The 23941-nt window shown below is 65.6% G+C and carries 23 protein-coding genes and 2 pseudogenes; 14 read left to right on the top strand and 11 right to left on the bottom strand.

Annotated elements, in window-relative coordinates:
* Positions 1-203: 203 nt before the first annotated feature.
* The 4 genes from BA175_RS15080 to BA175_RS15065 all read left to right on the top strand — a co-directional run bounded on the left by BA175_RS15080 (position 204) and on the right by BA175_RS15065 (position 4441).
* Entirely contained in the window at positions 204-650 is a 447-nt protein-coding gene (locus BA175_RS15080; protein WP_254667873.1) for a MobC family plasmid mobilization relaxosome protein, read from the top strand.
* The gene (locus BA175_RS15075) at positions 651-2372 is read left to right on the top strand and encodes a relaxase/mobilization nuclease domain-containing protein (protein WP_069171782.1); all 1722 of its coding nucleotides are present in this window, start codon (positions 651-653) and stop codon (positions 2370-2372) included.
* Positions 2373-2490: 118 nt separating this feature from the next.
* Positions 2491-3285 (top strand): hypothetical protein, encoded by a 795-nt coding sequence (locus tag BA175_RS15070; RefSeq protein ID WP_069171781.1) that lies wholly within the window; start codon positions 2491-2493, stop codon positions 3283-3285.
* Positions 3272-4441 carry a helix-turn-helix domain-containing protein gene (locus BA175_RS15065; RefSeq protein WP_079159556.1) on the top strand — a complete coding sequence of 390 codons (1170 nt, stop codon included), beginning with the start codon at positions 3272-3274 and terminating at the stop codon, positions 4439-4441. The genes BA175_RS15070 and BA175_RS15065 overlap by 14 nt, the downstream gene beginning before the upstream one ends.
* 163 nt (positions 4442-4604) lie before the next feature.
* Here the strand turns inward: BA175_RS15065 and BA175_RS15060 are convergent, their stop codons facing one another.
* From BA175_RS15060 to BA175_RS15040, 5 genes are all read right to left on the bottom strand, one after another.
* The gene (locus BA175_RS15060; protein ID WP_069171779.1) at positions 4605-5042 is read right to left on the bottom strand and encodes an NUDIX hydrolase; all 438 of its coding nucleotides are present in this window, start codon (positions 5040-5042) and stop codon (positions 4605-4607) included.
* A 30-nt stretch (positions 5043-5072) separates the two neighbouring features.
* Complete coding sequence (locus BA175_RS15055) at positions 5073-5864, bottom strand: SDR family NAD(P)-dependent oxidoreductase (RefSeq protein ID WP_069171778.1); 792 nt, start codon at positions 5862-5864, stop codon at positions 5073-5075.
* On the bottom strand, positions 5845-6963 hold the full coding sequence (locus tag BA175_RS15050) for a hypothetical protein (protein ID WP_139131397.1): 1119 nt from the start codon (positions 6961-6963) through the stop codon (positions 5845-5847). Before BA175_RS15050 ends, BA175_RS15055 begins: the two co-directional genes overlap by 20 nt.
* Positions 6960-8867, bottom strand: a complete 1908-nt coding sequence (locus tag BA175_RS15045) for a nucleotidyltransferase domain-containing protein (RefSeq protein ID WP_069171776.1) — start codon at positions 8865-8867, stop codon at positions 6960-6962. The genes BA175_RS15050 and BA175_RS15045 overlap by 4 nt, the downstream gene beginning before the upstream one ends.
* Before the next feature lie 123 nt (positions 8868-8990).
* Positions 8991-9176 carry a hypothetical protein gene (locus BA175_RS15040; protein ID WP_069171775.1) on the bottom strand — a complete coding sequence of 62 codons (186 nt, stop codon included), beginning with the start codon at positions 9174-9176 and terminating at the stop codon, positions 8991-8993.
* Between the two features lie 271 nt (positions 9177-9447).
* Between BA175_RS15040 and BA175_RS15035 the strand changes: the two genes are divergently transcribed.
* The 3 genes and pseudogenes from BA175_RS15035 to BA175_RS29645 all read left to right on the top strand — a co-directional run.
* Positions 9448-10767: a tetratricopeptide repeat protein gene (locus BA175_RS15035; protein WP_254667872.1), complete on the top strand. Its 1320-nt coding sequence runs from the start codon at positions 9448-9450 to the stop codon at positions 10765-10767.
* A gap of 640 nt (positions 10768-11407) precedes the next feature.
* Positions 11408-14155, top strand: a complete 2748-nt coding sequence (locus BA175_RS15030; protein ID WP_069171774.1) for an AAA family ATPase — start codon at positions 11408-11410, stop codon at positions 14153-14155.
* An 85-nt stretch (positions 14156-14240) separates the two neighbouring features.
* Positions 14241-14460, top strand: a pseudogene (locus BA175_RS29645) (IS5/IS1182 family transposase); the annotation flags it as partial.
* Between the two features lie 29 nt (positions 14461-14489).
* Here the strand turns inward: BA175_RS29645 and BA175_RS31155 are convergent.
* Both BA175_RS31155 and BA175_RS15020 read right to left on the bottom strand, forming a co-directional pair.
* On the bottom strand, positions 14490-15560 hold the full coding sequence (locus BA175_RS31155) for a hypothetical protein (RefSeq protein WP_175420773.1): 1071 nt from the start codon (positions 15558-15560) through the stop codon (positions 14490-14492).
* Positions 15561-15651: 91 nt separating this feature from the next.
* Positions 15652-16037, bottom strand: a pseudogene (locus BA175_RS15020) (tyrosine-type recombinase/integrase); the annotation flags it as partial.
* A 61-nt stretch (positions 16038-16098) separates the two neighbouring features.
* Here BA175_RS15020 and BA175_RS30890 point away from each other — a divergent pair.
* Positions 16099-16527, top strand: coding sequence for a hypothetical protein (locus tag BA175_RS30890; RefSeq protein WP_139131396.1), 429 nt, complete (start codon positions 16099-16101; stop codon positions 16525-16527).
* Positions 16528-16547: 20 nt separating this feature from the next.
* On the opposite strand, the gene BA175_RS31790 is transcribed toward BA175_RS30890, so the two are convergent.
* Together BA175_RS31790 and BA175_RS31785 are read right to left on the bottom strand one after the other, a co-directional pair.
* The gene (locus BA175_RS31790) at positions 16548-16835 is read right to left on the bottom strand and encodes a hypothetical protein (RefSeq protein ID WP_254667871.1); all 288 of its coding nucleotides are present in this window, start codon (positions 16833-16835) and stop codon (positions 16548-16550) included.
* 123 nt (positions 16836-16958) lie between these two features.
* Positions 16959-17450, bottom strand: a complete 492-nt coding sequence (locus tag BA175_RS31785; protein WP_069171771.1) for a hypothetical protein — start codon at positions 17448-17450, stop codon at positions 16959-16961.
* A gap of 211 nt (positions 17451-17661) precedes the next feature.
* Between BA175_RS31785 and BA175_RS15005 the strand changes: the two genes are divergently transcribed.
* Positions 17662-18099 carry a hypothetical protein gene (locus BA175_RS15005; protein ID WP_069171770.1) on the top strand — a complete coding sequence of 146 codons (438 nt, stop codon included), beginning with the start codon at positions 17662-17664 and terminating at the stop codon, positions 18097-18099.
* 151 nt (positions 18100-18250) lie between these two features.
* A complete protein-coding gene (locus BA175_RS15000) occupies positions 18251-18703 on the top strand; it encodes a hypothetical protein (RefSeq protein ID WP_139131395.1) in 453 nt (150 codons plus the stop codon).
* A 10-nt stretch (positions 18704-18713) separates the two neighbouring features.
* Here BA175_RS15000 and BA175_RS14995 read toward each other — a convergent pair whose 3' ends face one another.
* Complete coding sequence (locus BA175_RS14995) at positions 18714-18899, bottom strand: hypothetical protein (protein WP_069171768.1); 186 nt, start codon at positions 18897-18899, stop codon at positions 18714-18716.
* Positions 18900-19743: 844 nt separating this feature from the next.
* On the opposite strand from BA175_RS14995, the gene BA175_RS14985 reads away from it, so the two are divergent.
* From BA175_RS14985 to BA175_RS14970, 4 genes are all read left to right on the top strand, one after another.
* Entirely contained in the window at positions 19744-20379 is a 636-nt protein-coding gene (locus BA175_RS14985) for a hypothetical protein (protein WP_139131394.1), read from the top strand.
* A gap of 938 nt (positions 20380-21317) precedes the next feature.
* Positions 21318-22076, top strand: a complete 759-nt coding sequence (locus BA175_RS14980) for a DUF4365 domain-containing protein (protein WP_069171766.1) — start codon at positions 21318-21320, stop codon at positions 22074-22076.
* A 188-nt stretch (positions 22077-22264) separates the two neighbouring features.
* Positions 22265-22513 (top strand): type II toxin-antitoxin system CcdA family antitoxin, encoded by a 249-nt coding sequence (locus tag BA175_RS14975; RefSeq protein ID WP_069171765.1) that lies wholly within the window; start codon positions 22265-22267, stop codon positions 22511-22513.
* Positions 22510-22911 carry a DNA-binding protein gene (locus tag BA175_RS14970; protein ID WP_069171764.1) on the top strand — a complete coding sequence of 134 codons (402 nt, stop codon included), beginning with the start codon at positions 22510-22512 and terminating at the stop codon, positions 22909-22911. Before BA175_RS14975 ends, BA175_RS14970 begins: the two co-directional genes overlap by 4 nt.
* A 340-nt stretch (positions 22912-23251) precedes the next feature.
* Here BA175_RS14970 and BA175_RS14965 read toward each other — a convergent pair whose 3' ends face one another.
* Complete coding sequence (locus tag BA175_RS14965; protein ID WP_069171763.1) at positions 23252-23845, bottom strand: TetR/AcrR family transcriptional regulator; 594 nt, start codon at positions 23843-23845, stop codon at positions 23252-23254.
* Positions 23846-23941 lie beyond the last annotated feature (96 nt).

Here is a 23941-nt window from a genome sequence, read left to right as displayed (position 1 = left end):
ACTCCCACCTCGGAAAGAGACCTATGCACGGCGCGCAGCACGAACCCCCCAGCAGACCGAGACAGCAGATGAATCGCCCCCAAGCACCAGGCGGAGCAAGGTATGGCGTTGGACCGTCCAAGGGCCGGTCCAACACAGTGCCCGCCCCAGGGGTGGCGGGGATACCTGGGAGCGAGGGCGCTCCCAGGACGAACGACGGTGTGGTGCGGGCCGCTGAAGAGGCTGCGCTCCACCGGGTCGCCAGCCGTCGTGCGCGCCAGGACGTCCAGCGCACCGAGCGCGTCGATGTCCGCTACAGCGTGGAGGAGAAGAGTGAGATCAAGGCCGAGGCTCAGCGGCTCGGGCTGGCCGGCGCCCACTTCGTCGGGGCCCTGGTCATGGCCCACCTCCACGGCGGCTACGCGTTGCCCGACGGGCGCACTGCGGTGGACGACTTGATCGACGAGCTTGCCGCGCTGCGTACGCAGGTCGCGCGAATCGGTACGAACGTCAATCAGATCGCCCACCGCCTCAACGCAGGAGGCGATCCACACCCTGGGGACAAGCCGGTGCTGACGGAGGCCGCGCGGGTTCTGGTCCTGGTCCGCCAGGCAGCCACAACGATCGACACCGCCGCCGACGCGGCCGCCACACAGCACCGGGCAGTCTGATTGATCGCGAACATCGTCAAGCCCGGCCACAAGACCCCCGGCGTCCTGAACTACCTCTACGGACCCGGCCGTGCCAACGAGCACACCGATCCTCACCTCGTCGCCTCGTGGGACGGCTTCGCCCCCGACCCCGGCCGCGACCCGGAGGCCACCCTCGCCCAACTCAGCACAGCCCTCGATCTGCGAGTGAAGCAGGCCGGTGACAAGGCGCCGAAGGAGCATGTGTGGCACTGCTCGGTCCGGACCGCACCCGAGGACCGAAGCCTGTCGGACGAGGAGTGGGCCGCCGTCGCCCGCCGCTTGCTCAACGCCACCGGCATCGCTCCGGACGGCGACCCCGACGCCTGCCGGTGGGTCGCCGTCCGCCACGCCGCAGACCACATCCACATCGTCGCCACCAAGGTCCGGGGCAATCTACGCCCACCACGGAACTGGAACGACTTCCTGCGCGCCGACAAGGAACTCGTCGCCATCGAGGAGGAATACGGGCTCCGCCAGGTGCCGCGCGGAGACCGCACCGCCGCCAAACGCCCCACCCGCGCTGAGCAGGAGAAGGCCCGCCGCACGGGCAACGCCCGCACCTCCCGCGAGCACCTGCGCACCATAGTCCGCACCGCAGTCTCGGCGGCCACGACCACAGCGGAGTTCTTCCGGATCATCGAGGGGACCGGCGCCCTCGTCGACGTCCAGTACTTCCCGTCCGGCGACGTCCGCGGCTACAAGATTGCCCTCAACGACGACACCAACGCCCAGGGCGAGCCGGTGTGGTTCTCCGGTTCCACCCTCGCCCCCGACCTCTCCTATCCCAGGATCGCCGAACGCCTGACGGCCACCGAGGCAATACCGGCGGTGCGGACTGGCGCCTCGGCCTGGCGGCGGTTCGCCCTCGCCGTCGACCAGACGCCCGACCACCTCGCCCACGACGAGGACGAGGCAGGACAGGCCCACATCACCGTCCTCGCCGAAGCCCTCGACGCACTTCCCCTGGTAGCCCCTGTCGGGCTCCGGCCGCAGCTCGTCCAGGCCGCCACCGCCTTCGAGCGCGCCTCCCGATCCCGTATTCGCTCCCAGCATCAGCAGACCCAGGCCACCCGCTGCGCGGTGAAGGCGGTGCTGCGCGAGCCCGCCCCGCAGGACGGAGCCCTCCTCACGATCGTCCTCGACGCCCTCCTGCTCGCGGTCATCGCCGCCCAGCACTGGCACCGCACCCGGCAACACCATCAACAGGCCGAAGCCGCCCGCCAGACCGTCACGCACCTTCGCCCCGCCTACCGGGCCACTGCCACCGAGCCCCTGACCACACTTCGGCAGCGCGGGACACGGCTGACTGAGACTCTGCGCCGCCGACAGGAGAACACCCTGCGCCGGGCCCTTCCCGAGCTGGCCGAACAGATTCTCGCGGAGCCCGGCTGGCCGGCTCTCGCCGCCACCCTCGCGCGGGCTGAAGCCGTGGGCCACAAGCCCACCGCTCTCCTCACCCAAGCCACCGCCCGACGGGAAACTGACACCGCCACCAGCCTCAGCGAAGTCCTCACCTGGCGCCTCCACCGCCTCGCCGACCTGACCGCCGGCACCACCGGCAGTGCCCCGGCACCTCCGTCGGCCGCCTACCGCCCGACCAAGACAGGCGGCTCCCTGCGCAGGGAGCACCGACCAGGACCAATGGCCAATGGCCCAGGAACTCCCCCACGCGCCACGGCCTCCTGGGGGCCGCGCTGGTGACGAATGGGCAACAGACACGCCGAGCACCAAAGCATTTGTGCAAAATCTCCGACATCAACTAAAGTCAGGGCCGCACTGGAATGCTTCAATGCGTAGTCCGACCCGAGGAGTCGTCCGCATGAGTATGCCTTCGTCGTCGTGGACGACCGACGTGTTCGGCGAGCACGCAGCAGATGCCCGCCGTCGCGTCGGGCAGGGCCTTCGCAACATGCAGGCCAACGCACAGGCCGCACAGGAACAAGCCGCCTCCCGCACCACCCGCGTCTACGGCACCAGCCGGTACGAGAACCAGTACGAGCGGCTTCAGGACGAACTCAAGAAGGTCCCTGGCGCCCGTGCGGTCAAGCCGTTCGGCTTCTCGTACGAGCTGATGCTCATCGGCAACGGGCTGCTCTACCCGTTCCGGTACTCCAAGACCAAGTCAGACGTACGTAGCGCACGCATCCCCAGCCAGTCCCGGCTGGTGCAGGAGCTCTTCACGTTCGCGCCGACGCCGAAGCACATCCAGGACCCGTTCGACCTCGACTTCGGGCCGGCCATCCCGATCGCCGAGCCGCGCGGCGCTCTGGCGACAGTCCCGGAGGGCACCCAGCTGGTTCTGGTTCCCTTCGCCTGCAACGCCTCCGAGCTCTTGGAGGCGTACTGGGGCATCGCGGCGCTCGGGATGAACCGGCAACTGGAGTGGGCCACCGATCCCGAGCCGCTCCACCTGCCTCAGGAGGTCACCTCGTACACGCTGCGCCCGATCAGCATTCCGAGCCAGGTCACGGCACACACCGGCTTCGCCGAAGGAATCGAACCCACCCTTACGCTGTCCTCTCGTGCCGCCTCGGACCAGGCCCTGCACGTACCCGTGCAGACCGAGGCAGAACCCATTGAGGACCAGAGCAGCGAAGACGATGCGACCCATTAAGCATGACCTCATTCCCGGTACGGAAGAACGAGGCGCAACGCCGCGCGCCGTCTACGATGCCTTCGATCCCACCCGGGTGACGCAAGCTCGTCGTCTGGCGGAGATGACGAAGAAGGACGTGGCGGCCGGGCTCGGGGTGACGCCTGCAGCCGTGGGGCAGTACGAGACAGGGGTGTCGAAGCCACGACCTGACTTGATCCCCCGGCTCGCAGAGGTCCTCGGGGTTCCGGTGACGTTCTTCCTGCTGGGGAGGCCGGCTAATCGGCTCGACGCTTCCATGGCACATTTCCGCAGCCTGCGCAGCACACCGAAGTCCCAGCGGGAACGTGCGCTCGCGTTCGCCGAGCAGGTCTGGGAGCTTACGTACGCGCTGGAACAGCGGGTTCAGTTGCCTCTCGTCGATCTGCCCGGCTTCGCCGGTGGGGAGGTCCATCCCGGCGAAGAGCTGTCCACCGATCCTGTATCCGCTGCCCGCGAGCTTCGCAGGCGCTGGGGTCTCGGCGACGGCCCTGTCACGCATCTGGTGAGGCGGATGGAGTCTCACGGGATCGTGGTGGTCATGCCGCCTGCCAGCGATCCCTCCGCCGCGAGCGTGGACGCCTTTTCCACCCGCGCAGCACGGCCACTCGTCGTTCTGACCGCCGCCCGGGCCGACGACATCTACCGGCACCGGTTCACGGCCGCCCATGAGCTGGGCCACCTTGTGCTTCACGCCGATGCCACCGGTGACAGCCGTCAGGAGAAGCAGGCTGATGCCTTCGCCGCCGAGTTCCTGACCCCCCAGGACAGCATCCTGCCGTTCCTGCCGCGGCGAATGGATCTTGCACGCCTGGCCGAGCTCAGGGGAGTCTGGGGAGTCTCCCTCCACTCGCTCGTCTACCGATGCCGCGAGCTGGGGCTGATCTCCGACGCGACTGCCAGCCGGACGTATCAGCGTCTACGCGCTCTCGACGGCCAGCCGGGCTTCACCGCCGAATCCGTCTCGAACTTCCCCGGTGAACGGCCTTCGCTGCTTCGGCAAGCCTTCGAGCTGGCTGCCAGGGAAGCGGGCCTATCGGTTTCCCGACTGGCTCATGAGCTGGCGTGGACAAGCGAGAGGGTGCAGAACCTGCTGGACGTTCAGGAACAGAAGCCGGTGCTCCGGCTGGTCCAGTAGCAGCGCCACTCGACCCGAGAAGACGCGGGCGCGGCTCGTTTTCCGTTACTACGTACAGGGCGTGCGGCATCGAGCCGACGTTAAGCCAGTAGCGCGTACGGACGCCATCAGGGCCGGGTCATCTCAGAGTCGGCCCTGATGGCGTGCTGACGCACTCGAAGGCTCAGAGCGATGCCTCGACTCCGAGGCTTCCGGCCCTGATGGCTCCCCGTAGGACGTGGGCGATCTCCTCGGGCTTTAGGTCGATGCCGTCGAGCCCCTCCATGGTCAGCGGAATCTCCTCCAGCGCGTATTCACCGCGGCCTTCGGCGCTGAACTCGGGACCGGTGCGGTCGTCGAAGGACCAAGTCGCGATACGGGCGAAGTAGAAGAGCTGCCGCTCATCATCGGACTCCATCGTGTGGAGGAGGCGGATGATGTCGGCCTTCCCCGCGATCTCCTCGTGGATCTCCCGGTGGAGAGCCGCCTCCCGGGACTCGTCGCTGGGTTCGACGCCGCCGCCGGGCAGAACCCAGTATTCGGGAATGCCGGGCCGGGTACGGCGGATGACCAGCATCGTGTCGTCTGCAGTGACGAGGACGGCGCGGACTCGTTCCATCATTTCGGTTTGTCTCCTTGCTTGTTGGTGGTCTCAGTGCAGCAGCCAGCCGCCGTCGACGTGGACGGACTGCCCCGTGATGAACGAGGCGGAGGGGCCCACGAGAAACGCCACCAGGGCCGCGACATCCTCGGGCCGACCACGGCGCGGGACACACTGGCGCTTGATCTGGTCCTCCGGCCGCGCGCGGTGCTGGGCGGGGAGGGTGTTCTCGGCCTCGACCTGGATGGCCCCAGGCATGACGGTGTTGACGCAGATCCCGTACGGACCCAGTTCGCGGGCGAGGGAGCGGGTCAGTCCCAGCAGCCCTGCCTTCGCAGTGCTGTACGCGACGAGGTTCGTCCGGCCGGCGCGGGCGTTGACACTGCCGATGTTCACGATCCGGCCCCAGCGGCGTTCGATCATGTCGGGGGTGAGCACGTGGCAGGTGCGGTAGTGAGCGGTGAGGTTCACGTCGAGGGAGTAGTTCCAAGCGGTCTCGTCGGTGTCCTGCCAGGCAACGCGGGGGTAAGAACCGGCGTTGTTCACCAGGATGTCGACGGGGCCGATCTCGGCACGGACGAGGCCGGCCATGGTCTGGACGGAGTCTGGATCGGTCAGGTCGGCGTTCACCGCGATCCCGGGGCTGCCCGCGCGCTCGAAGGCGGCGAGGAGGGCGTGGGCGTCGGGGTCCTGGCCGAGGTGGTTGACCGCCACGGTTGCTCCGGCGGCCGCGAGCACCCGTCCGATCTCGGCGCCGATGCCGGTGGCCCCGCCGGTGACGAGGGCGGTGCGCCCCTGGAGCGGCCGGGTCTGGAGAGGAGTCTCAAGCAGGGGCAGGGACATTGCTGCTCCGTTCGCCGGGGTGGGGGTGAGGGGCCGGTGTGGTGGTGAAGAAGGTGTCGAGCGTCGTGTGCGGGTCCTGGCTCTCGGCGAGTTTGATCAGGACGAGCAAGAGGTCGTGTCCGGTCAACCGAGAGGGCGGGATGACCCCGAGGATGCGCAGAGCGAGGAAGGCGCGGATCTCCTCCAGACTGCTGCTGTTCTCCCTGCGAAGGCCGTCCAGGGCACGGGTGATGGCAGCAGCGCGGCCGGGGCCGGTGTTCCAGGAGTACCGGACATCAATGTGGCGACTGCTCCGGTGCAGTTCCAGGTGCTCGATGCGCGGGCGGGTCAGGGGCGGCAGGGCGAGACGGAGGGTGCGGGCGTACACGTCGGGCTGGTAGTGGGGGACGAGCCAGCCGCCCAGGGCCATCAGGTACCAGAGCAGGTTGGCGGCCTCGCCCGCGACGGTGTTGCGCCCGGCGAACTCGAAGTCGAGCCAGCACAGCGGGTCGGCGATGTTCGGTTCCGTAGGGTCGCCCTGCGTCAGACCCGCGAGCCTGCGGCGGTCGGGAGCCAGGGCATGGCGGAGGGTGTCGATGGTGTCGGCGACCTTCAACGTCAGCGGTCTGCCGTTGGCAGTGAGGGTGAAGTCTGCCAGCTCCCGGAGGGTGAGGGTCGTATCGGTTTGGGGCAGGGCGAGCGGCAGGCCACGTCGCAGGTACCAGCGATCCAGTCGGCTACCGGGGCGGATGCGGTCGAGGTAGAGGTCCGGAACGCACTCGGCCAGCGGCACGCTCTTCCCGGTCTCCTCAGCCGCTGCTTGCAGGTCGGCGCAGACCCCGTCCACAAGGCGGTCCAGGCGGAGCTGGGCGGCCGGATCGCGGTCGGCGAGGGCGATCACGTCGCCCATCAGCAGTTCGCACCGGCCGGTGGCGAAGACGTCCTCGTAGACGAGGAGTTGCCTGTCCGGTAACGCGATCTGCCCGTGAAGGGCCGGAACTGCGATGCGGGAGGCGAGCCGCACACATCCCCTCGCCTCGTATTCGGCCCGCTCGCGGGTCGCCACCGGCTTGTGGAAGACACCCATTGTTGCCATGGACCGTCGGACGTTCGCGCTCACCGCGTCTCCCCAGGGAGGGTGTCCAGCCAAGCCTGGAGAACGAGGAGTGCGAGCGCTTCGGCAGCGAGCGGCTCGGTGCGGGCGGTGGTAACCAGGGCCGTGTCCTGCCGTGTGGCGTCGAGGAGGACGGTGAGGGCGTCGCTGTCGGAGGGGCACTCGATCCCACTGAAACGGAGCTGAATCTTCGCGAGCAGCGCAGTGACCTTGTAGAGGGCGCGGAGGTCGGGGCTTCCCTTGAGGAACTGGCGGCGGATCTCGATGGCGGCCTGGATGCCGTCGCGCAGGCTTGCAGCGACGTCGGTGGCCGCGTCCGGAGCGGGCAGAGTCAGGCCGGGGGTGGACCACAAGGGAACCAGCGACCCGCTGCCGATGAGAGCGAGGACGTGAAGGAGTCGTGAGGTGATGGCGCCGGCCCGGCACTCGGCGCGGGTCAGTACGGTCATGCCCAGCTTGACCCCGCCGAGTTCGGTCTCCAGATCCGCGAGGATCTGGCGCATCTCGTCGAGGGAGGAGGTGTCGGCCACGACAAGCACGTCGAGGTCGCTCCAGCCGTGCTGGTACTTGCCCCGGGCGCCGCTGCCGGTGACGGCGAGCAGGTCAATCAGCGGGCGCAGGCCGGTGGTCCGGTCGAGGAATTCCGCCAGGTAGGACTCCAGGTGCACGGGGAGTCCGAGTGCGTTGACCGGCATGGTGGAGGGTTGGTGCTCCGGCCAGCGGCGGTTGAGCGCGATGCGGTCCAGCCGCCGCTCCAGCTCCAGGCGCGGTCCGTCGTTGCTGATGATCTCGTGGGCGATGGAGACGATCTTGTCTGCGCCTCGTGCGCTTTTGATGAGGTCGCGGTCGACGACGTCCTGGGTGCCGACGGTGCCCCGCCGGGTGCGCGTGGCCTCGGAGGAGTCCAGATAGGCGATGGTGAGCTGGGCCCCGAGCATCCGGGCGAGTTCAGCGGTCGAATCGAAGTCGTGCAGCGACTCGATGCTGACGGAGTCGATGAAGTGGTGGGCCTGGCAGAAGCGGTCCAGTGAGTCCACGATCAACTCGGCCTGCACGACCGATCCCAGCCGGTACGGATCGTGTATCCCTGCCCGGCCAGCCGCGCCCTCAATGAGGTACCCGATCTTGAGGCGCGCGTGGCCGTGCTGGGTGCGCAGGTACTCGCCAGCCGTGCTCTTGCCGCTCTCCGACATGCCGCCCAGCGCGATGACATGCACTCCTGCCAGAGCCTTCCCGGGAACGTCCGGGTGCAGGGGTGCCAGAAGCCGGCGCACCTCGTCCTGGACGGCGACGGTCGGCCGATCGCTGATGCGGATCGCCATCGGGAAGCGTCCCTCGTCGACGAGGCGGTTGATCTGCTCATGGAGGTGACGTTGGTACGCCGCGTAGATGTCGGTGACGGTCACCTCGTGGGCCAGGCTCCGGCGGGTACCTTCCTCCGGGTCGTCGCAGTGCAGGAGGACGAGGGCGTGCTCGCCCTCCTCAGCGGCACGTAGGTCGGTCTCATACGAGGTCAGCAGGAGTCGGGCCCGGTCCGCGGCCTGCTCGGCGCCCAGATCCTCCCGTACGGCGACCGTCGCGGCGACGGACGCCTCCAGCATCGGGATGCCCCGGTCCAGCAGGCGCACCGGCGCGGAGAAGGGGTGCCGGGAGCGTTCCAGGTAGGAGGTGGCGAGGACGTCGGCGACCTCCTCGACCGGGCCGGTCTCGAACCACCAGCGGGCCATGCCGTCGGCCTTGATGGCGGTCCAGCGGGGGTCGTAGTGGTCGAGCGGGCCTGCTGAGGTCGCGGCCGGGCCCATGCGCCGGGCGAGGATTCCGATCTGCTTGGTCTTCCCTGTGTTGTCGGGGCCGCTGAACGCGACCGACACGGGGAGGGGATACGTGTCGCTGTTGTACGAACTGGACATCGGCTTCCCTTCACTAATGATGCCGAGCGGGTACGCCTGCAAGGCGCCGTGAGCGCCCTGCGGCGAGAACTCGATGGGGCTCCGACCTCGCCCCGGTCGAGAGGCAAGGACGGGCCGGAGTGCCTATACGGGGCCGTCGGCCAACGGAACGTCCTCGGCGCTGAGCGTCGGCTGCGCCAACGGGACCTGCGCGGAGGAGTGCTCGGTGTGGGCCAGAAGTCCGACCATGGCGAGCCCGGCAGCCGTGCCGAGGGCCCACACCCAGCTCAGGGCGGTCTCCAGCGGGTCGGGTACGTGGGAACGGCTCATCGGACTGCCTCTCGGACGGCGGAGCCTTGTGCCGCACTGGGCTGGCGCGAGAGCGGAATCGTGCGGGTCCGTGCGTTGTCAGGGGGCATCGCCACCGTCGGTTCCTCTCAACGTGTCCGGGCAGGCGCCAACAGGCCCTGAACAGGGCCTATTCGAGCCATTCGGAGATCTGCAGAGTGATGTTCAGTGAACGACGGGCCGCACTCCCGGGACAGGGCCCAGGATGTAGTCCTGCGTAATCCCGCGTAATCCAGGTGGGGAGGGTGACGGGGTGCCGAAGAACCCGGCCGTCGCGGAACTGATCAAACGGGCCTGCCAAGAACGCGGCTGGGGGCCCTCGGAGTTGGCGCGTGCCCTCGGCCTCGCCGAATGCGGTGACCCGCGCCGCCTGCAGCGCCAGCACGCCCGGCGGTGGATAGAAGGCGAACGAACCCCCGGCCACTGGTGGCCCTACATCGCCCAGGTCCTGGCACTGAATCCCGAAGCGATCAACCTCTCGGAGCCCGCGCCTGCGGCACCCCACACAGATACCGTTGCATCAGTCCTGCACCTGGGAAGGAGCGACGTGGAACGCCGGGAGTTCATCCTCGCCTCCAGCGGATACGCGCTGTCCGCACTCGGCCTGCCCGACATGGACAGCATCACCCGCCGAACCAAGACCGCCCTCCCCGGAGCGGTCCGCGTCGGCCAGGGCGAGGTGGCCGCCGTACGGCACATGGTCAAGGCCCTCGGCGACTCCGCCTCCGAACTCGGTGGCGGGCACGCCCGCCACCTGGCCGTCCGCTACCTCACCCAAGACGTCGCCCCCTGGCTGGAGGGCCACTTCACCGAAGCCACCGGCCGCGACCTGTTCGCCGCCACCTCCCAGCTCGTCCACCTCGCCGGCTGGATGGCGCAGGACGAGGGCGACACCCCAGAGCTGCGCGGCCTCGCCCAGCGCTACTACGCCCACTCCTTCCGCCTGGCGGCGGAGGCCGGTGATCCGGAGCTTTCTGCGACGGCTCTCCGCGGCCTCGCCGTGCAGTGCGTCGACCTCGGCTATCGCGCCGAAGCCGTCCAGCTCGGCGAAGCCTGCGTGGAGTACGGTCACCAGCTCGACAACCCGCGGGCCGTCGCCTACTACGAGGCCACCCTCGCCAACGCCGCCGCCCAGGACGACGACCGTCGCATGGCCACCAAGCACCTGGCCCTGTCCGAGACCGCCATCGGCAAGCCGACCGCCGCAGCCGGCGACTCCTGGGCCGCCCACTACTCCCCCGGCCGCTGGGCCCACGAATCCGGCATGATCCTCTCCCGCCTCGGCGACCTCGACGCCGCCGAGGAACACCTCCACCTCGCCCTCGACATCCACGGCCTCGACCGCCGCCGCACCCGCGCCATCGTCCTCGCCGACCTCGGCGGCGTCCGCCTCCGCCAAGGCGACGTCGACGGCGCCATGGCCACCTGGCGCGACTTCCTCGACTGCGCCGACGGCATCCGCTCGGTGAAGGTCCAGGCAGCACTCCAGGACATGCGCGTCCGCCTGCGCCGTTACGGCGGCGTCCCGGAGGCTCAGGAGCTCCGCGAGCGGGCGGCCCGGCTCGTCGCCTAACTCACCGGAGCATCACCCGCGCTCACGCCGGTCATTCTTAGTAAGAGAACCGAGACAGGAGCCCGCTACGATCACGCGGGCTACCCCTGAGCATGCAGACGATGACCGACCGGACAGCACGCTGCCGGGGAAGGCCAGGCCCAGCCATGGCCGCGGCACAGTAAAGGTCGAAGGCAGCGGCGTTCTGCTGGGAGCCGTCACCTACGCAGCGCAGGGCGCCGCAGATACGGCGGTATGAACCACGCGTGCGATCACTGAAGACGGGGCGCGACGGCGTTGCGATCGCACCTACGCAACCCATCGTCGTCAACGGGTCACCCCCCGGGCGGGCGGTAAGGGTGAGTGGCGAGCCGGACGGATCTGCTCGCCGCTTGAGGGACCTCGGAAACGTGTAGGTCAGGTCACGAGCGAGCGTAGCAAGCGGAGAATCTTGAAAAACGGCCTGTTTTGTGGGCTCTTGAGTGGTTCCATTGTTTCCTGATGGCGTGGACCGGAGCGGGGTCGACTGTTCGGCAGCAGTCAGTGCATCTTCGCGGATGCTGCGCGGTCCGCCTCGGCAAGACTCGGGTCGGGAGCAACCAGGACTCCTCGCCCCATTCGAAGGTGACGCACGATCCTTCGAGGACGTAGAGCGGGAGCTATGGCATCAGTAGAACAGCAAGTGAATAGCGCCGACAGCGTGATCTGCCAGAACCTTGCCAACTCAATAGGCGACCGGGGACTCCTCTCGCAGAACGTGCTGGGGCAGCTCCGGAATCTCGTCGAGGGGCTTGCTGTCTGGGCACACCTCAACGATCGCTCGACTGAGTTTCACTACAACCAGGTCGGGCCAGCCCTGGATTTCGTTAGGCCGATTGCCAAGTTCAGGCTCCTCAGTAGATTCCACGGCTTGCTCCAGGCCAGCGTCTCGCACTACACGCTGGATCGCGATCCGTCTGAGCGATTGATGCTGAAGTATTACGAGTACCTACTCCGCACACGAGACCTGGCAAAGGATCTACTCGGAGTAGAAATCCTGCAGAACATCGAGCAGTTCCCGATCGACCTCGACCCCTCGCTGGGTGAGTACTATGAAAAAATTGCCGCACGCATCCGACGGCCCAAAGCAGCGACATCCTCAAGTTCACGTCGCGAGCGGTACTACATTCACAGCTCGCGCCCCTTCTTCGTCGCCGACAGCATTTACTATGAAGTGACGTTCTATCTCGCCCACAACCGGACGAGCAAGTTCGATCGCATCATTGGTTTTACTGACATCGATATCACCGACAAATACGCAGCCAGTCTTGAATTGGAGAGCGACTCGATCGAGGTCCTCGGACGGGCGATGCCGATCACTCTGATCCGAACATGGGATGTTTCGATCCGGCCGTGCGAATTCAATAATTTCGCACGCCTTTTCGATGTCGCACACGAGAGCGTCAGGACGTCGCATTCAGAGTATCGCAACCTGATGAACTACCTAACAACAACCCGATCAAACCTGCTCGATCTCATGGAGATGACAGAAGCGGCTTACGGCTCACTCCGCTCCTGGGCAATAGGCGGCACTCAACGAGATGCGGCCATCTTCCCGATTCTCGATCGCGCACGGTCACTCATCCGAAACGACCGGCCAGGTTCTCGCTTGTTGCGGTACCTCATGCTCCGGATGAACAATCGCCTCATCAGGGCACAATTCCATTATGAAAAATGTTACGCGCTCTCCGGATTGTTCGTTTCCCAGGGCTGCAGGCCATTCGATGCGATGCCATTCTGCACATCACCACGCGGACATAACCCGCCCTTTGGGGACCTTACCGAGAGTCTGGATGCGAGGGCTCGACCTCACGAGCTCCTGGCTAGACGAGTCCGGGGAAATGTCGAGCAGCACGGCGTGATCTATACGCCGACATCCGAGCTGGAGGACCTCGGTGACGTCGACAAGCTGATCGCGCACCACAATCGGGCGCTTCCGCCCACCGACCGACACAAGCCGCGGAGGCTGGCTCATGAAAATGGGCACGTGTTCATCACCGGGTACGAGGACGGCACGGTTTCGATCATCAAAAAGCTCCAGGAGATTTCCGCTAGCGGTGTATCCCAACACTCCAACGATGTGCAGGCATGGATTGACGCGAACCCAGGTGCTATCGATGACCCTTTGAAGGCTCAGGCACTGATGGAATTGTTTGAGCACTCGAAGGTCGCCCTCGTATACGGTGCGGCCGGTACGGGAAAATCAACGATGGTAAATCACATCGCGAATTACTTCGAGAATTCGCGAAAACTGTTTTTGGCTCACACTAACCCGGCTGTCGACAACCTGAAGAGGAGAGTACAAGCACCGAACGTCGAGTTCAGTACGATCACCAGACACACGCGCAACATCACGTCGGGCAGCGAGAAGTATGACGTACTAGTGATCGACGAGTGCAGCACGGTAAGTAACGCAAGCTTGCTTGATGTTCTCGAGGAGACATCTTTCGACCTACTCGTACTCGTTGGCGATGTCTATCAGATCGAGTCGATTGAGTTTGGCAACTGGTTCGGTATCATCCGGTCATACATCACGAGCGAGTCCGTATTCGAACTCACAGAACCTTTCAGGACGACCGATCCGGGACTTCTCACCCTGTGGGGTAGAGTGCGGAACTTGGACGACCACATCGAAGAGTCGCTCTCCAAGAATGACTATTCAAAGGTTCTGGGGGAATCACTATTTGAGCACCGAAGTGACGACGAAATCGTCCTCTGCCTCAACTATGACGGTTTGTACGGCATCAATAACGTTAACCGATTCCTGCAGGCGATCAACCCAAATCCGGCTGTGACTTGGGGTGAGTCTACATACAAGGCCGGCGACCCCGTACTTTTCAACGAATCTGATCGGTTCAGTCCCGTCATCTTCAATAACCTGAAAGGAGAGATCGTCAAGATCGATCGCGCGCCCGGACGTATCACCTTCGATGTAAATCTCGAGCGAGATGTCGATGAAGCTGCAGTGCTTTTCACAGATCTACGCTGGGTGGAAGGCTCAACGGTCCAGTTCGACGTCTTCGAACGCGGCAACAGTGACGATGATGACGACTCGGTCAACACCATGGTGCCTTTTCAGATCGCTTACGCCGTATCGATTCACAAGGCGCAGGGCGTTGAGTATAAGTCAGTCAAGGTTGTCATCACCGATGCCAACGAGGAGAGTATCTCCCATAGCATCTTCTACACCGCGATCACCAGAGCTCGGGAGCGTCTCGAAGTGTTCTGGACTCCGGAAACACAGCATCGGATCCTGGGCCACCTCGCAGTGCGCGAGAACATGAAAGACGAGCAACTGCTGAAGGTCCGCCGAGGCTTGATCCCTGTTGAGAAGCGGCCGAAGCGCCAAAAGATGCGGCAGCTACCGTAGGCGCCCGCCGCCGCTACCCAGGCGTGATACTCCGGGGGCTGCGCGGCTGATCCGCGGTCGCGGGTGCCCCGTCCGTGCCCTTCAAGGCGGCTATCCGGGGCACCGGGCTCGTGATGCCGCATCGACGCCGCAAGGGCGAGGAGTTGCCCGACTGGAAGCAGGCCCACAAAGAGTGCCACAAGCAGGTCCGCGCCCGCGTCGAGCACGTCTCCGCCCGCATGAACACCTGGAAGATCCTGCGCGACTGCCGCCTCAAAGGCGACGGAGTCCACCACGCCATGCTCGGCATCGCACGGATGCACAACGGGGGAAGGCCCCGCGGATTCCAGCATGGTTACTTGCGGCTCTGGCCACGCATCACGTCGAGCACATCCCCCGGGGACAGTCGGTCACGGTACAAAAGCACCCAGGCGACGGCGCCGACCACGGCAACGATCTGCGTGGACGCGGCGGCAGACAGCTCCGACAAGCCCGCCGCGATGGCGGCACCGGTCATGGCCACGCCGAGGATGACCAATCGCACCCATTCCCGGTCAACCGCAGATTCTACGCCGTCCACGTCCCTGGGATCGAGCAAGGCGAGTGTGTTGCCGCTCGCGTACCGTTCAGCAATCGTCACCAGCACGCGCGCCATTTCCTCGAAGACTTGGCCTGTGTTGTCGTCGATGTCCTGCCGTGCCTCTAGCCGCCGGATTACCCCCACTACCTCGGCCGCGTGCTTCCGGTAGTCCCGCCGAAGCGCACCGCGCACCGGACCGTGTCTAACCTTCCATGCCGACCACACAACCCGTTCAGCCCCGGATAGGTCCACGCGAGCGACATAGAAAGTGCTACGAGTTCGCGTAACGGTCTGGTAGTAGCGCCGCGCCGAGCCCACACGGGCAAGGCAGTCGACCAAGACCGCGACCGGCCGGGTACGACTGGCCACCCCCGGTCGCAGGCTCATTAGCGACCGCAGCCACCACCAACGAGGAAGGGGGTCAACGAAGCCTGGGTTGCGCTTATGGCCGTCCCGAGACGGACCAGGACGCCGACCGAGAACTCCCCTCACGGCCCTCAACGCAAGGAGTAGCACGAGGGCGAGAACAAGCCCGATCATCGCAGTAGCTGCCTCGGCAGGCCGGCCTTCCGGGGCTGCGAGAGCTGGAAGATACTGAGCGGCTTTCCCCCAGATCGCCTCACCGAACGCCCGGAAGATCGCCACTATCGTCACCACTATGCCCGGCGCCTCGCCGGTCAGGGCAACCTGCCGAACTGGCCCCCACAGGCCGCCGCTAGGCGCCCACCACGGAACGGGCGCATACTCACTCTCCGCCCACGTGTGGGACAACCATCTGGTGACGGTATCGACGAGGCCCCCGAGGTTGAGCAACACCAACAGCAGGAAGTATTCGTGGTCAACCACTGGGTGATTCCCAAGCTCAGAGCGCGAGTTCGATTCTCGTCACCCGCTTCACAACGAAAGCCCAAGTCAGCGACTTGGGCCTGTTTGTTGTCTAGACCTGTCTAGGTGTCTCGTCCCGCTCCGTGCCCGATGCCTGTTCATCGGCCTTGGCCGCAGCCTTCCGACGTTCGGCCTGCATCAGGGAGTCGAGCCCGGAAGCGACCTCACGTTGACGCTCGGTGTCCGAGTGCTGATAGATGAGCGCGGCCCTCTCCATGGACTGCCGACACGCACCACCGTGTCCTTGAGCGTCGCGCCCAATCGGGTGGTCAGGGTGTGTCCGGTGTGACGAAGATCGTAGAACCGGACATCGGCCGGCAGTCCGACCACGCTGCGGGCCTTGCGCCACTCCCGGCCGAAGGTCGAACGACGGAAAGGCTTGCCCCGCTCGCCCACGAACAACAACCCGCCCGGGGTCTTCTCCGCGTACCAAGCGAGCCAGGCATGGATCAACATGAGTCGATTGAGAGTGGTGTCGCCCTCCCGTACCTTCTGGAACATGGGAGAGGGACGGGACGTCACCAACAACGTAAGTAACGACGTGAGCGGCCATGTCAACGGGCCCGTGGTCCAGGCTGGATCCATCAACGGCAATGTGATCCTGCCTGCTACGCCGAGCCCAGAGGAGGCAGAGTTACGTGCTCGCTGGTCGGCACGCACGAAACGAATCCTGGACGCCGAAGATGCAGAACGTGCAGCACGCTACGCCCAGTCTCAGTTTCAAAGACAGAGATTCCTCAAGAAGGCACGTCGTGGAATCTACGGGTCTGTCGTATGGATCCTTTTCGGCCTGTTCCTGGTTGTCGGTGGTCACGGATCCGGGGGCGACAGCACGCGAGTGATGTGGGCGTCGATTGGGTGGTTCGACGTGGTGATCGGTTTCGGATTCCTGGCGAAGCACTGGTTGGCTCTTCGACGCTACCGCTGAGTCCCGGATTGAGCAGCTGATCAACCGCTGTCCTTCAATACGTCTGACACTTGGCGCCGCACGTGCGCAGTCGAGTGGATCACGTACCGCAGCCCGTCGCAGGAGTGGTCGTGGCACTTGATCGGCTTGTCCTCGCCGCGTGCTGTGGCCTCTTCTGACCAGGCGTAACCGGGCAGCTCGTCGAGGAGTCCCCGGCATGAGTGATGTACGCGCAACAGCCCCGAGCCGAGCGCGGTCGACACGCTGCGGATGCCGTTGAGCACCTCGTTGTTCGCAAGGGTGACGACGGGATGCCTGTCTGTCCACAACTGAGTGGAAAAGCTCGTCGCGGACGGGTCAATAAACGTCTACTCGGGAACGACCTGCTGCTCGTCGAGCCGTGCGCTCACGGCGCGGCTGAACTGCGCGTCGGTCATCTGTCGGTGTGCGGCTCACGAGTTGGGGCGCCACTCGTTGACCGCGTACAGCCGGTCGTTGGCGCCGAGACCGTACAGGATCGCCGAGAACTGGTTCGCGGTTCCGTAGTCGATGGCGACCCAGCACCGGCGCATCGGCGGCAGTTCGTCGACGACGTGCCGCTGCTCGTCGAACATGTCGTAGACCGCGCCCTCGGCGATCACCCAGGTGCCCTCGATCATCCGGCGGCGCCAGAGTCCGACGTACTCGGCCCGCAGCGCATCGATGTAGGCCGCGGAGAGGCTCGGGTTGTCGTCGAGCCGGATGTGCCACGAACGCAGGTCGACACGGTGCACAACCAGCCGGTTCCCGCCGAGCAGTGCAGCGACGTGCGCCTGCTCATACCCGGTCACAGCGAGGTACCACTGCGTTTGCGGCGTCGGCTCGTCCGGCACACCGGCGAGCCACTCATCGAGCTGGTACGCGCTGCAGGTTTTGATCTCCAGCAGGCTGGACGGTCGAACCACGAGCGCTTTCGAGAGGGGTTGTACGAACGGTTGCCGAGGTTCTGGGACGAAACCAGGAAAGTACAAGAGGCCAATCCTGCATAGCTGATGGGCGAGCAGGTGGCGCCAATCGTGTGCCGTGGCATGGACGGCGTAGCACAGGGCGTCGACGCTGTGGTCGTCGAGTGTCAGGGGGTACGGTGGCTGCCTCAGATGCTGCAAAGGTGGTTCGATGGAAGCGGAGTTGGTGGCACTTGCTGCCGCAGGCGCTACGACATTGGTTCAGCAGATGGCGGTGGACTCCTGGGCACAAGCTCGTGACCGGATGGTGTCGTTCTTCTCGCGTCGCGGTGGTGGTGAGGAAGACGTGATCGAGGGGGAGCTGGAGACCTCGCGCGGAGAACTGGCGGCGGCAATGGAGGCCAGCGACGAACAGACCGCCTTGGACGTCCAGGCGGAGTGGCGTACACGATTGCGGCGCACTTTGCTGGCAAATCCGGCCGCGGCTGCCGAACTGCGGTCAATGATTGCTGACTTGGCGCCCCCAAAGGGTGATCAACAGGTCGCGGATGTCCATAACACGATCAGCGGGGGCGTGCAGCACGGCCCAGTGATTCAGGCTGGCAACGTGGGCTCGCTGAGCTTCGGGACACCTTTCGGTCAGACCTGAGCCTGGCGGCAGTACGGGGCCCACGCCGGCGACGGCCACGGTACGCCGCTCTCCGGAACGGCGAAGGGGGCGGTCACCAAGTGTGTTCACGGGCATTGGCATCGGCCGCTTCGATGGTGATCTTGTGCGTCAAGCGCGTATCTTCCGCCTCATGAGCGAACAGCCGTCCATACGCAACGAGTTGAGTGGAAGCGTCGGGGGCCACGTCGTGCAGTCCGGTGCTATTCACGGCGACGTTGTGTTCACTTCGCCCGCCGCGCCGGTGGACCCGGAGGCAGTGGAGACGCAACGACGTTGGAGCGAACGTCAGCGGCGCATCCTCGATGAAGAGACCGCCAAAGAGGCGGCAGAGCAGCGCAGGTTTGAGGATTACGTCAGGGTCATTCGCAGGAAGCGACGTTGGAACTTGTGGTTGCTGTTGGTTGAGGGTCTGGCCGTGGCGCTGGGGTATCTGCGCGTGTTCCCCTCCGCTGCGCTCGTTGGCGCCTTGGGTATTCTGTTTGGGCTGATCTCCCTGTTCGGCTGGGTCCACTGCTCCGTGCTCTTGTGGAGGGCCCGGACGGGGCGGACTATCCCAGTTCCCCGGCATCGGTGGATGTGGTGAGCCGGTGGCGTCACTCGTGGGCATTGGAGTGCACGACGTAGCGCAGCGCGTCGGCGCTGTGGTCGTCACGCTTGATCGGCTGGTCCTCGTCGCGGTCGGATGCTGCGGGGTCCCATGCGTAGCCCGGTAGCTCGTCGAGCAGCCCGGTGCATGGGCGGTGGATACGCATCAGCCCGGAGTCGAGGGCGGTCGACACGGATCGGATGCCGTCGAGGACGTCGTTACGAGCCGGGCAGTGCCGAGGTGCCCGCCATCGTCCCGCTTGATTGCGGGGCGCCGGTGGTGCTTCTAGGTTGCGTCTGGCGATGTGTCCCGTGTTGTTGCTGTGGGGCGCGTTACTGCTTCAAGGCGGCCTTGAAGATCTCGGCGACCTCGTGTTTGACGGCGTAGACCCACAGCGGATCGGTGTCGGCGATCCGCATGGAGGCGGGAAAGTCCCTGGCCATAGGTCGTCCGACCTTCCTGTTTCGGCAGCACTGGCAGGGAGCGCGGGAAGTGAGGTCGGCCGCCAAGCTTGGGCAGGGCTGGCTGCCTTGGTGCGACGCCCGTTCCAGCGCAGGACGGTTCCGGAGCCGGCTGGGAATGGGCCGCCCCGGGCCAGCTCCGGCGAACTGGAGCTCGCCGCGCTACAGGAAGACAGCACCGATCTGAACCGGGCGCAGGCACTTGTGACAGCCCTTCACGTACGGGCGGCTCTACACGAAAAATTCCGCGTCCGCCTCGAAGAGTGGTGGCAGAGGGCACAGGCAGCCGGTGGCGAGGTGCACAACAGCGTCTCGGGAGGTACGCAGAACGGTCCGGTGATCCAAGGCCGCGACTTCTCCAACCTCACCTTCCACATGACCCGCGGGACTGAGAAGCCGGATCGCAAGTAGACGGATCGGGCTCACCACGATGCCCGCCGCGACGGCATCGTGTGGGACTGCGTACCGCCACCCTGCCTGGTCCGTCGCGTCCCTCACATCTTGCGGCGAATCGCGCACGCGCCCCGACACTCCTGATGCACGATAGTCGTCTCGAACGATGCGAACGGAAGTGGAGTGGTGGAAGAGCACCGCGCAGCCGGCAACCCCCGGCGGCAAAGTACGGCATCTCAAATCAACAACGAGGCCAGCGGCGGTACCTTCCACGGCCCTGTGATCATGGGTGGTCAGGTTCAGTTCGGGCAGACCCAGAATCCGGTCCGGAACGGAACCAGGCTTGGGGCACATGAACAGATGTACTCCTGCGGTGAGTGGGTCGACCTGGCTTACGATCCCGTACCGGACGCGGGCACCGGCGACTTCTATGACGATCTCCGCGCGGCGGAATTCGATCCTTGGCTCGCCGCAGACGGATTCGCGGACAAGGTCGACAGCCGCTACGCCCACGACCGTCACGTGCCGCTGAACTTGGTCGTGTACGAGAGGCACTCGCGTGTGCCCCGATTCGTCATCGTGCTGACGGGCAACACCTACGGATCCGTACTCACCACCTACGCTGCTTCTCTGCCCGACCTGATGGATCTCCTGGCCAGATGGACTCCGACCATAAATCTCTTGGCCCAGATCGACGGTTTGGCAAAGGAGCAGAGGGATTCGACGGGGGCTGACAAGCAGCCCTCCGCGGCTCCCCCGCTGCCCGCGTCCTCCCTCCTCTCACGCATGGTGAGCCCGAATGGGCCTCGTACCCCGTGACGGGCCGACTGACGAGACCCTGGGGTCCGACTGTGCCTCCATCCGGTTCCGAGTCATCCTGGCCCAGAAATCTGCACGGGTGAACCGATCCCTCCCATCGGGCCTAGGGTCGTGCCACAACGTGCCAGTAGGGGCGGTAAGCAGCGGTCATTAGGGGCTTCACGGGAGCTGGCCGCGAGCATCCCAAGATAGACATCGCCGCAGGTCAGAGGCTATTCATGGGTCGAAGTGCCGGGTGATTCCCAAGCTCAGAGCGCGAGTTCGATTCTCGTCACCCGCTCCATGAAAAAGCCCCAGGCCAATGGCCGGGGTTTTTTGTTGTCCAGACTGGCCAGCGCCACACACCGCCTCCGCACCAGAAGGCTTCTCCTCGGCCTTCACGGGGCGCCGCGCACGAGGCCGTCCGGGCCGCCGGCCACCTTCTGCTGCCGTCCAAGACCGGAGTGCTGTTAGATCAACGCGACCTTCTCCGAGAACTGCCCGGCCCGGACCATCGCTTCCTTGAGGGTGGCCCCGGATCAGGTGGCCTGGGTATGCCCGGTGTGACGGAGGTCGTGAGAAGCGGAAGCCGTCCGGCCAGGCCAACGAGCACACGGGATGTCGGTCCGGAGCCGACAGGACCACGACCCGTTCGACCACCTCTGACTTGATGTCGCCCGGAGGACGGCGACCGGCGGTCAGCTCGGGCGCCGCCATGCGGACGCGGTTGGTCAGCTCGTCCAGGCCCCGATCCCACGTGGGTTGTCGGATCACGTCGTCCTCAATCGCACGGTTTCCCACGCTGACAGCAATTGGCAAGGTGAGCCAGGGGGTTGCACGTCCCGCCACGTTCTTCGAAGGCCACATGCGTGTCAGTGGCTGGTCCTAACCTGGTCCCCGCGCAGTCGTGAAGAGGGGGCTATATGCCGAAGGTGCCCGAAAGTAGGCGTATCGGACGCATGGCAGTGAATGAGGTGCGTTCGCTGCTGGAACGGCACGGCCACATCGTGCAGGAGATAGACGGCGGCAACGACCACGGCGAGGATCTGCACATCACCTTCGTCGATAACGGACAGCGGACGGAGGATTCCCTGACCGTGCAGGTGAAGGGCGGAATCTCGACCCGCACCAGCCGCGGGCACCGCGTACCGGTCGGTAATCACGGGGATAACTGGCGCGATGGCAGCCTTCCCGTTCTCTGCGTGGTCCACGATCCCGAGCGCGGTGGGCTTTTCTGGGCCAATGCGACCCGTCAGCTCCGCCGGGGCAGGGCGCTACGCAAGAAAGTGAAGTCGATCGTCGTCTCCAAGGAGTCCGTACTGGACGACGCGAGCCTCAATGTGTTCGTACAGGTCATGCGGCGCTATCTGGCACGGGAACGCGAGGGAGTCGGCAGGTGGGCGGACATGGCGAACGTCGAGTTTGCTCCGGACGACATCGTCAAACCCTTCGAGAACGAGGTCCACGAACCCATGGTCTTCTGGCAGCGTCGCGGTGAGCCGCACGCCGTTCTTCTCCACCACGACCTGGATTGGGAGCCGGTGCGCATCCAGGAGGGCATGCTCCGCTTCGAGCCAATCCCCTGGGTCGGCAACGTCATCCTTGACATCGCGGAAGCCCACTGGCTGATGGGCTGTTTCAAATCTACGGAGTGGTGGCGACGGCCAATCGACCATCGCGACTCCACTGGGACCCGCCAGCCTTCCAGCCAGCCGTGAGCTACGACTCAACCGTCCCGGGCACACAGGAGCTTGTTCATACAGCTTCCCACCGCACGTCGAGGCCGAAGGGGAGGCAACGTCGCGGCATGTGGTGTCCCATCCACATTGCATGGCTAGCGTCACGGAGAGTGGCGATGGGGGCCCAAACACATACCCTTGCGCGCATACTCCAGTATGCTTGCTGCATGTCCTCAACGACTCGCATCACCGTCACGCTCCCCAGCGACCAGGTGGCGGAGCTCCGCAAGCTCACGGACAACGTCTCCGGCTACGTGGCGGAAGCCGTGGCCCGCCAGATCAGGCACCAGCTTCTGGGCGACGACCTCCGCCGCCACGAGGAAGAACACGGACACTTCAGCGACGAGGAACTCGCTGAGGCCCGTTCGAAGATCTTCGGTGCCGTCGACTCCTCCACGGATGCGGACGCCGCGTGAGTGAGCGCATCGAGACCGTCGTCCTGGACTCGGAAGGACTGTCCGCCTGGATTGCGCAGGACCGCAAGCTCCTCGCCATGCTGCAGGTCTTCCACGACATGGGAGCCGACCTGGTCATCGGGGCCAACACCATCGTGGAAGTCACCCACTCCCGCACCAACATGCCCCGCCTGAACTGGGCCCTCTCCCGCGTCAAGGTCGAGCCCGTCACCGAAGCGGCGGCGAAAGCAGCAGCGGAACTCCTCAAAGACGCCGGGCTGCACGGGCACAAGTACGCCATCGACGCCACGGTCGCCGAGGTCGCGCTGCGGCAGCCGAAACCCGTCGCCCTGCTGACCTCCGACAGCGATGACATGACCAAGCTCTGCGGCAACCAAGTCCGCATCATCCCCCTCTGACCAGTCGGCCCGCCCGGAGCGCGCACTTCGGCGGGTTCCGTCGCACTGCCAGCTCTCGTGCCCCATCCGTGCCCAGCAGAGCGGACACAGCGGTCAGATTCGGCTCCCAGAGGCCGGGAGCCATCCACCTATCCAATCCGAAATCGCAGGTCAGAGCGCCTTCAACAACCCAAGCACCGTTGATTCCCAAGCTCGGAGCGCGAGTTCGCTCCTCGCCACTCGCTCCTGAACGAAGACCCAGGTCAGTGACCTGGACCTTCGTCGTCGAACTAGCTCGATCGGCCTTCGGTTCCGTGCCGACGCCCGCGGCCCGCCAGGGGATCTTCCTCCGCGCGGGGAGTCACGGGGAAGCGGCGTATGCGGCCATGAACATGTCGAGCAGGCCGTCGATCGCCGCTTCGTCGATGGGACGGGTGGACAGCAGCCCCCGGTAATAGAGGGCACCGCACAGCACCTCGGCGGGGTAGCCGAGGTCGGCGTCCGCGACGAGCTCACCGGCGCGCTGGGCGCTGGTGAGGCGGTCCAGGGTGTGCTGTTCGATCACAGCGAGGAACTGCCGGTAAAGCCGTTCGCGCAGCGCGTCGTCGTCCTGGGCCGCGATGATGACGGCACGGTAGACGGGCCAGATGGCAGGGCTCAGCAGTGCGGCACTGGAGCGGATGAACTGTTCGCGCAGGTCGGCGCGGACGTCGCCGGTGTCGCGGTAGTCGAGGGCGGGACCGAGGGCGCGGTGCAGGGCGTCCAGGAGCAGCTCGGACTTCGTCGACCAACGCCGGTAGATCGTGTGCTTGCCCACGCCGGCGCGGCGGGCGACCGCGGCGATCGTCAGGTCCGAGTAGCGGACTTCCGCGGCCAGTTCGAAGGTGACGCGCAAAAGCTCCTCGGTGCGCACCGCACCACGGCGGCGGGGCGCGGCGGCGTTGTCGGTGGTCATGCACTCGATGCTATCGGCACCACCAGTGCCGTTGACAGAGGGGATTCGACCAAGCCACCCTGGGATCCCTCCATCGGCACGCAGTGTGCCGACGGG

This window comes from Streptomyces griseus, from assembly GCF_001715295.1.
GTDB classification, from domain to species: domain Bacteria; phylum Actinomycetota; class Actinomycetes; order Streptomycetales; family Streptomycetaceae; genus Streptomyces; species Streptomyces griseus_G.
Note: the sequence above shows the minus strand (reverse complement) of the source record. Positions and strands in the feature narration are given on the sequence as shown.

Coding starts and splice junctions, on each gene's coding strand:
- BA175_RS15070 (WP_069171781.1), top strand. CDS start 2,491: ATGAGTATGCCTTCGTCGTCGTGGACGACCGACGTGTTCGGCGAGCAC.
- BA175_RS15065 (WP_079159556.1), top strand. CDS start 3,272: ATGCGACCCATTAAGCATGACCTCATTCCCGGTACGGAAGAACGAGGC.
- BA175_RS15060 (WP_069171779.1), bottom strand. CDS start 5,042: ATGATGGAACGAGTCCGCGCCGTCCTCGTCACTGCAGACGACACGATG.
- BA175_RS15055 (WP_069171778.1), bottom strand. CDS start 5,864: ATGTCCCTGCCCCTGCTTGAGACTCCTCTCCAGACCCGGCCGCTCCAG.
- BA175_RS15045 (WP_069171776.1), bottom strand. CDS start 8,867: ATGTCCAGTTCGTACAACAGCGACACGTATCCCCTCCCCGTGTCGGTC.
- BA175_RS15040 (WP_069171775.1), bottom strand. CDS start 9,176: ATGAGCCGTTCCCACGTACCCGACCCGCTGGAGACCGCCCTGAGCTGG.
- BA175_RS15030 (WP_069171774.1), top strand. CDS start 11,408: ATGGCATCAGTAGAACAGCAAGTGAATAGCGCCGACAGCGTGATCTGC.
- BA175_RS30890 (WP_139131396.1), top strand. CDS start 16,099: ATGGGAGAGGGACGGGACGTCACCAACAACGTAAGTAACGACGTGAGC.
- BA175_RS15005 (WP_069171770.1), top strand. CDS start 17,662: ATGGAAGCGGAGTTGGTGGCACTTGCTGCCGCAGGCGCTACGACATTG.
- BA175_RS15000 (WP_139131395.1), top strand. CDS start 18,251: ATGAGCGAACAGCCGTCCATACGCAACGAGTTGAGTGGAAGCGTCGGG.
- BA175_RS14980 (WP_069171766.1), top strand. CDS start 21,318: ATGGCAGTGAATGAGGTGCGTTCGCTGCTGGAACGGCACGGCCACATC.
- BA175_RS14975 (WP_069171765.1), top strand. CDS start 22,265: ATGTCCTCAACGACTCGCATCACCGTCACGCTCCCCAGCGACCAGGTG.
- BA175_RS14965 (WP_069171763.1), bottom strand. CDS start 23,845: ATGACCACCGACAACGCCGCCGCGCCCCGCCGCCGTGGTGCGGTGCGC.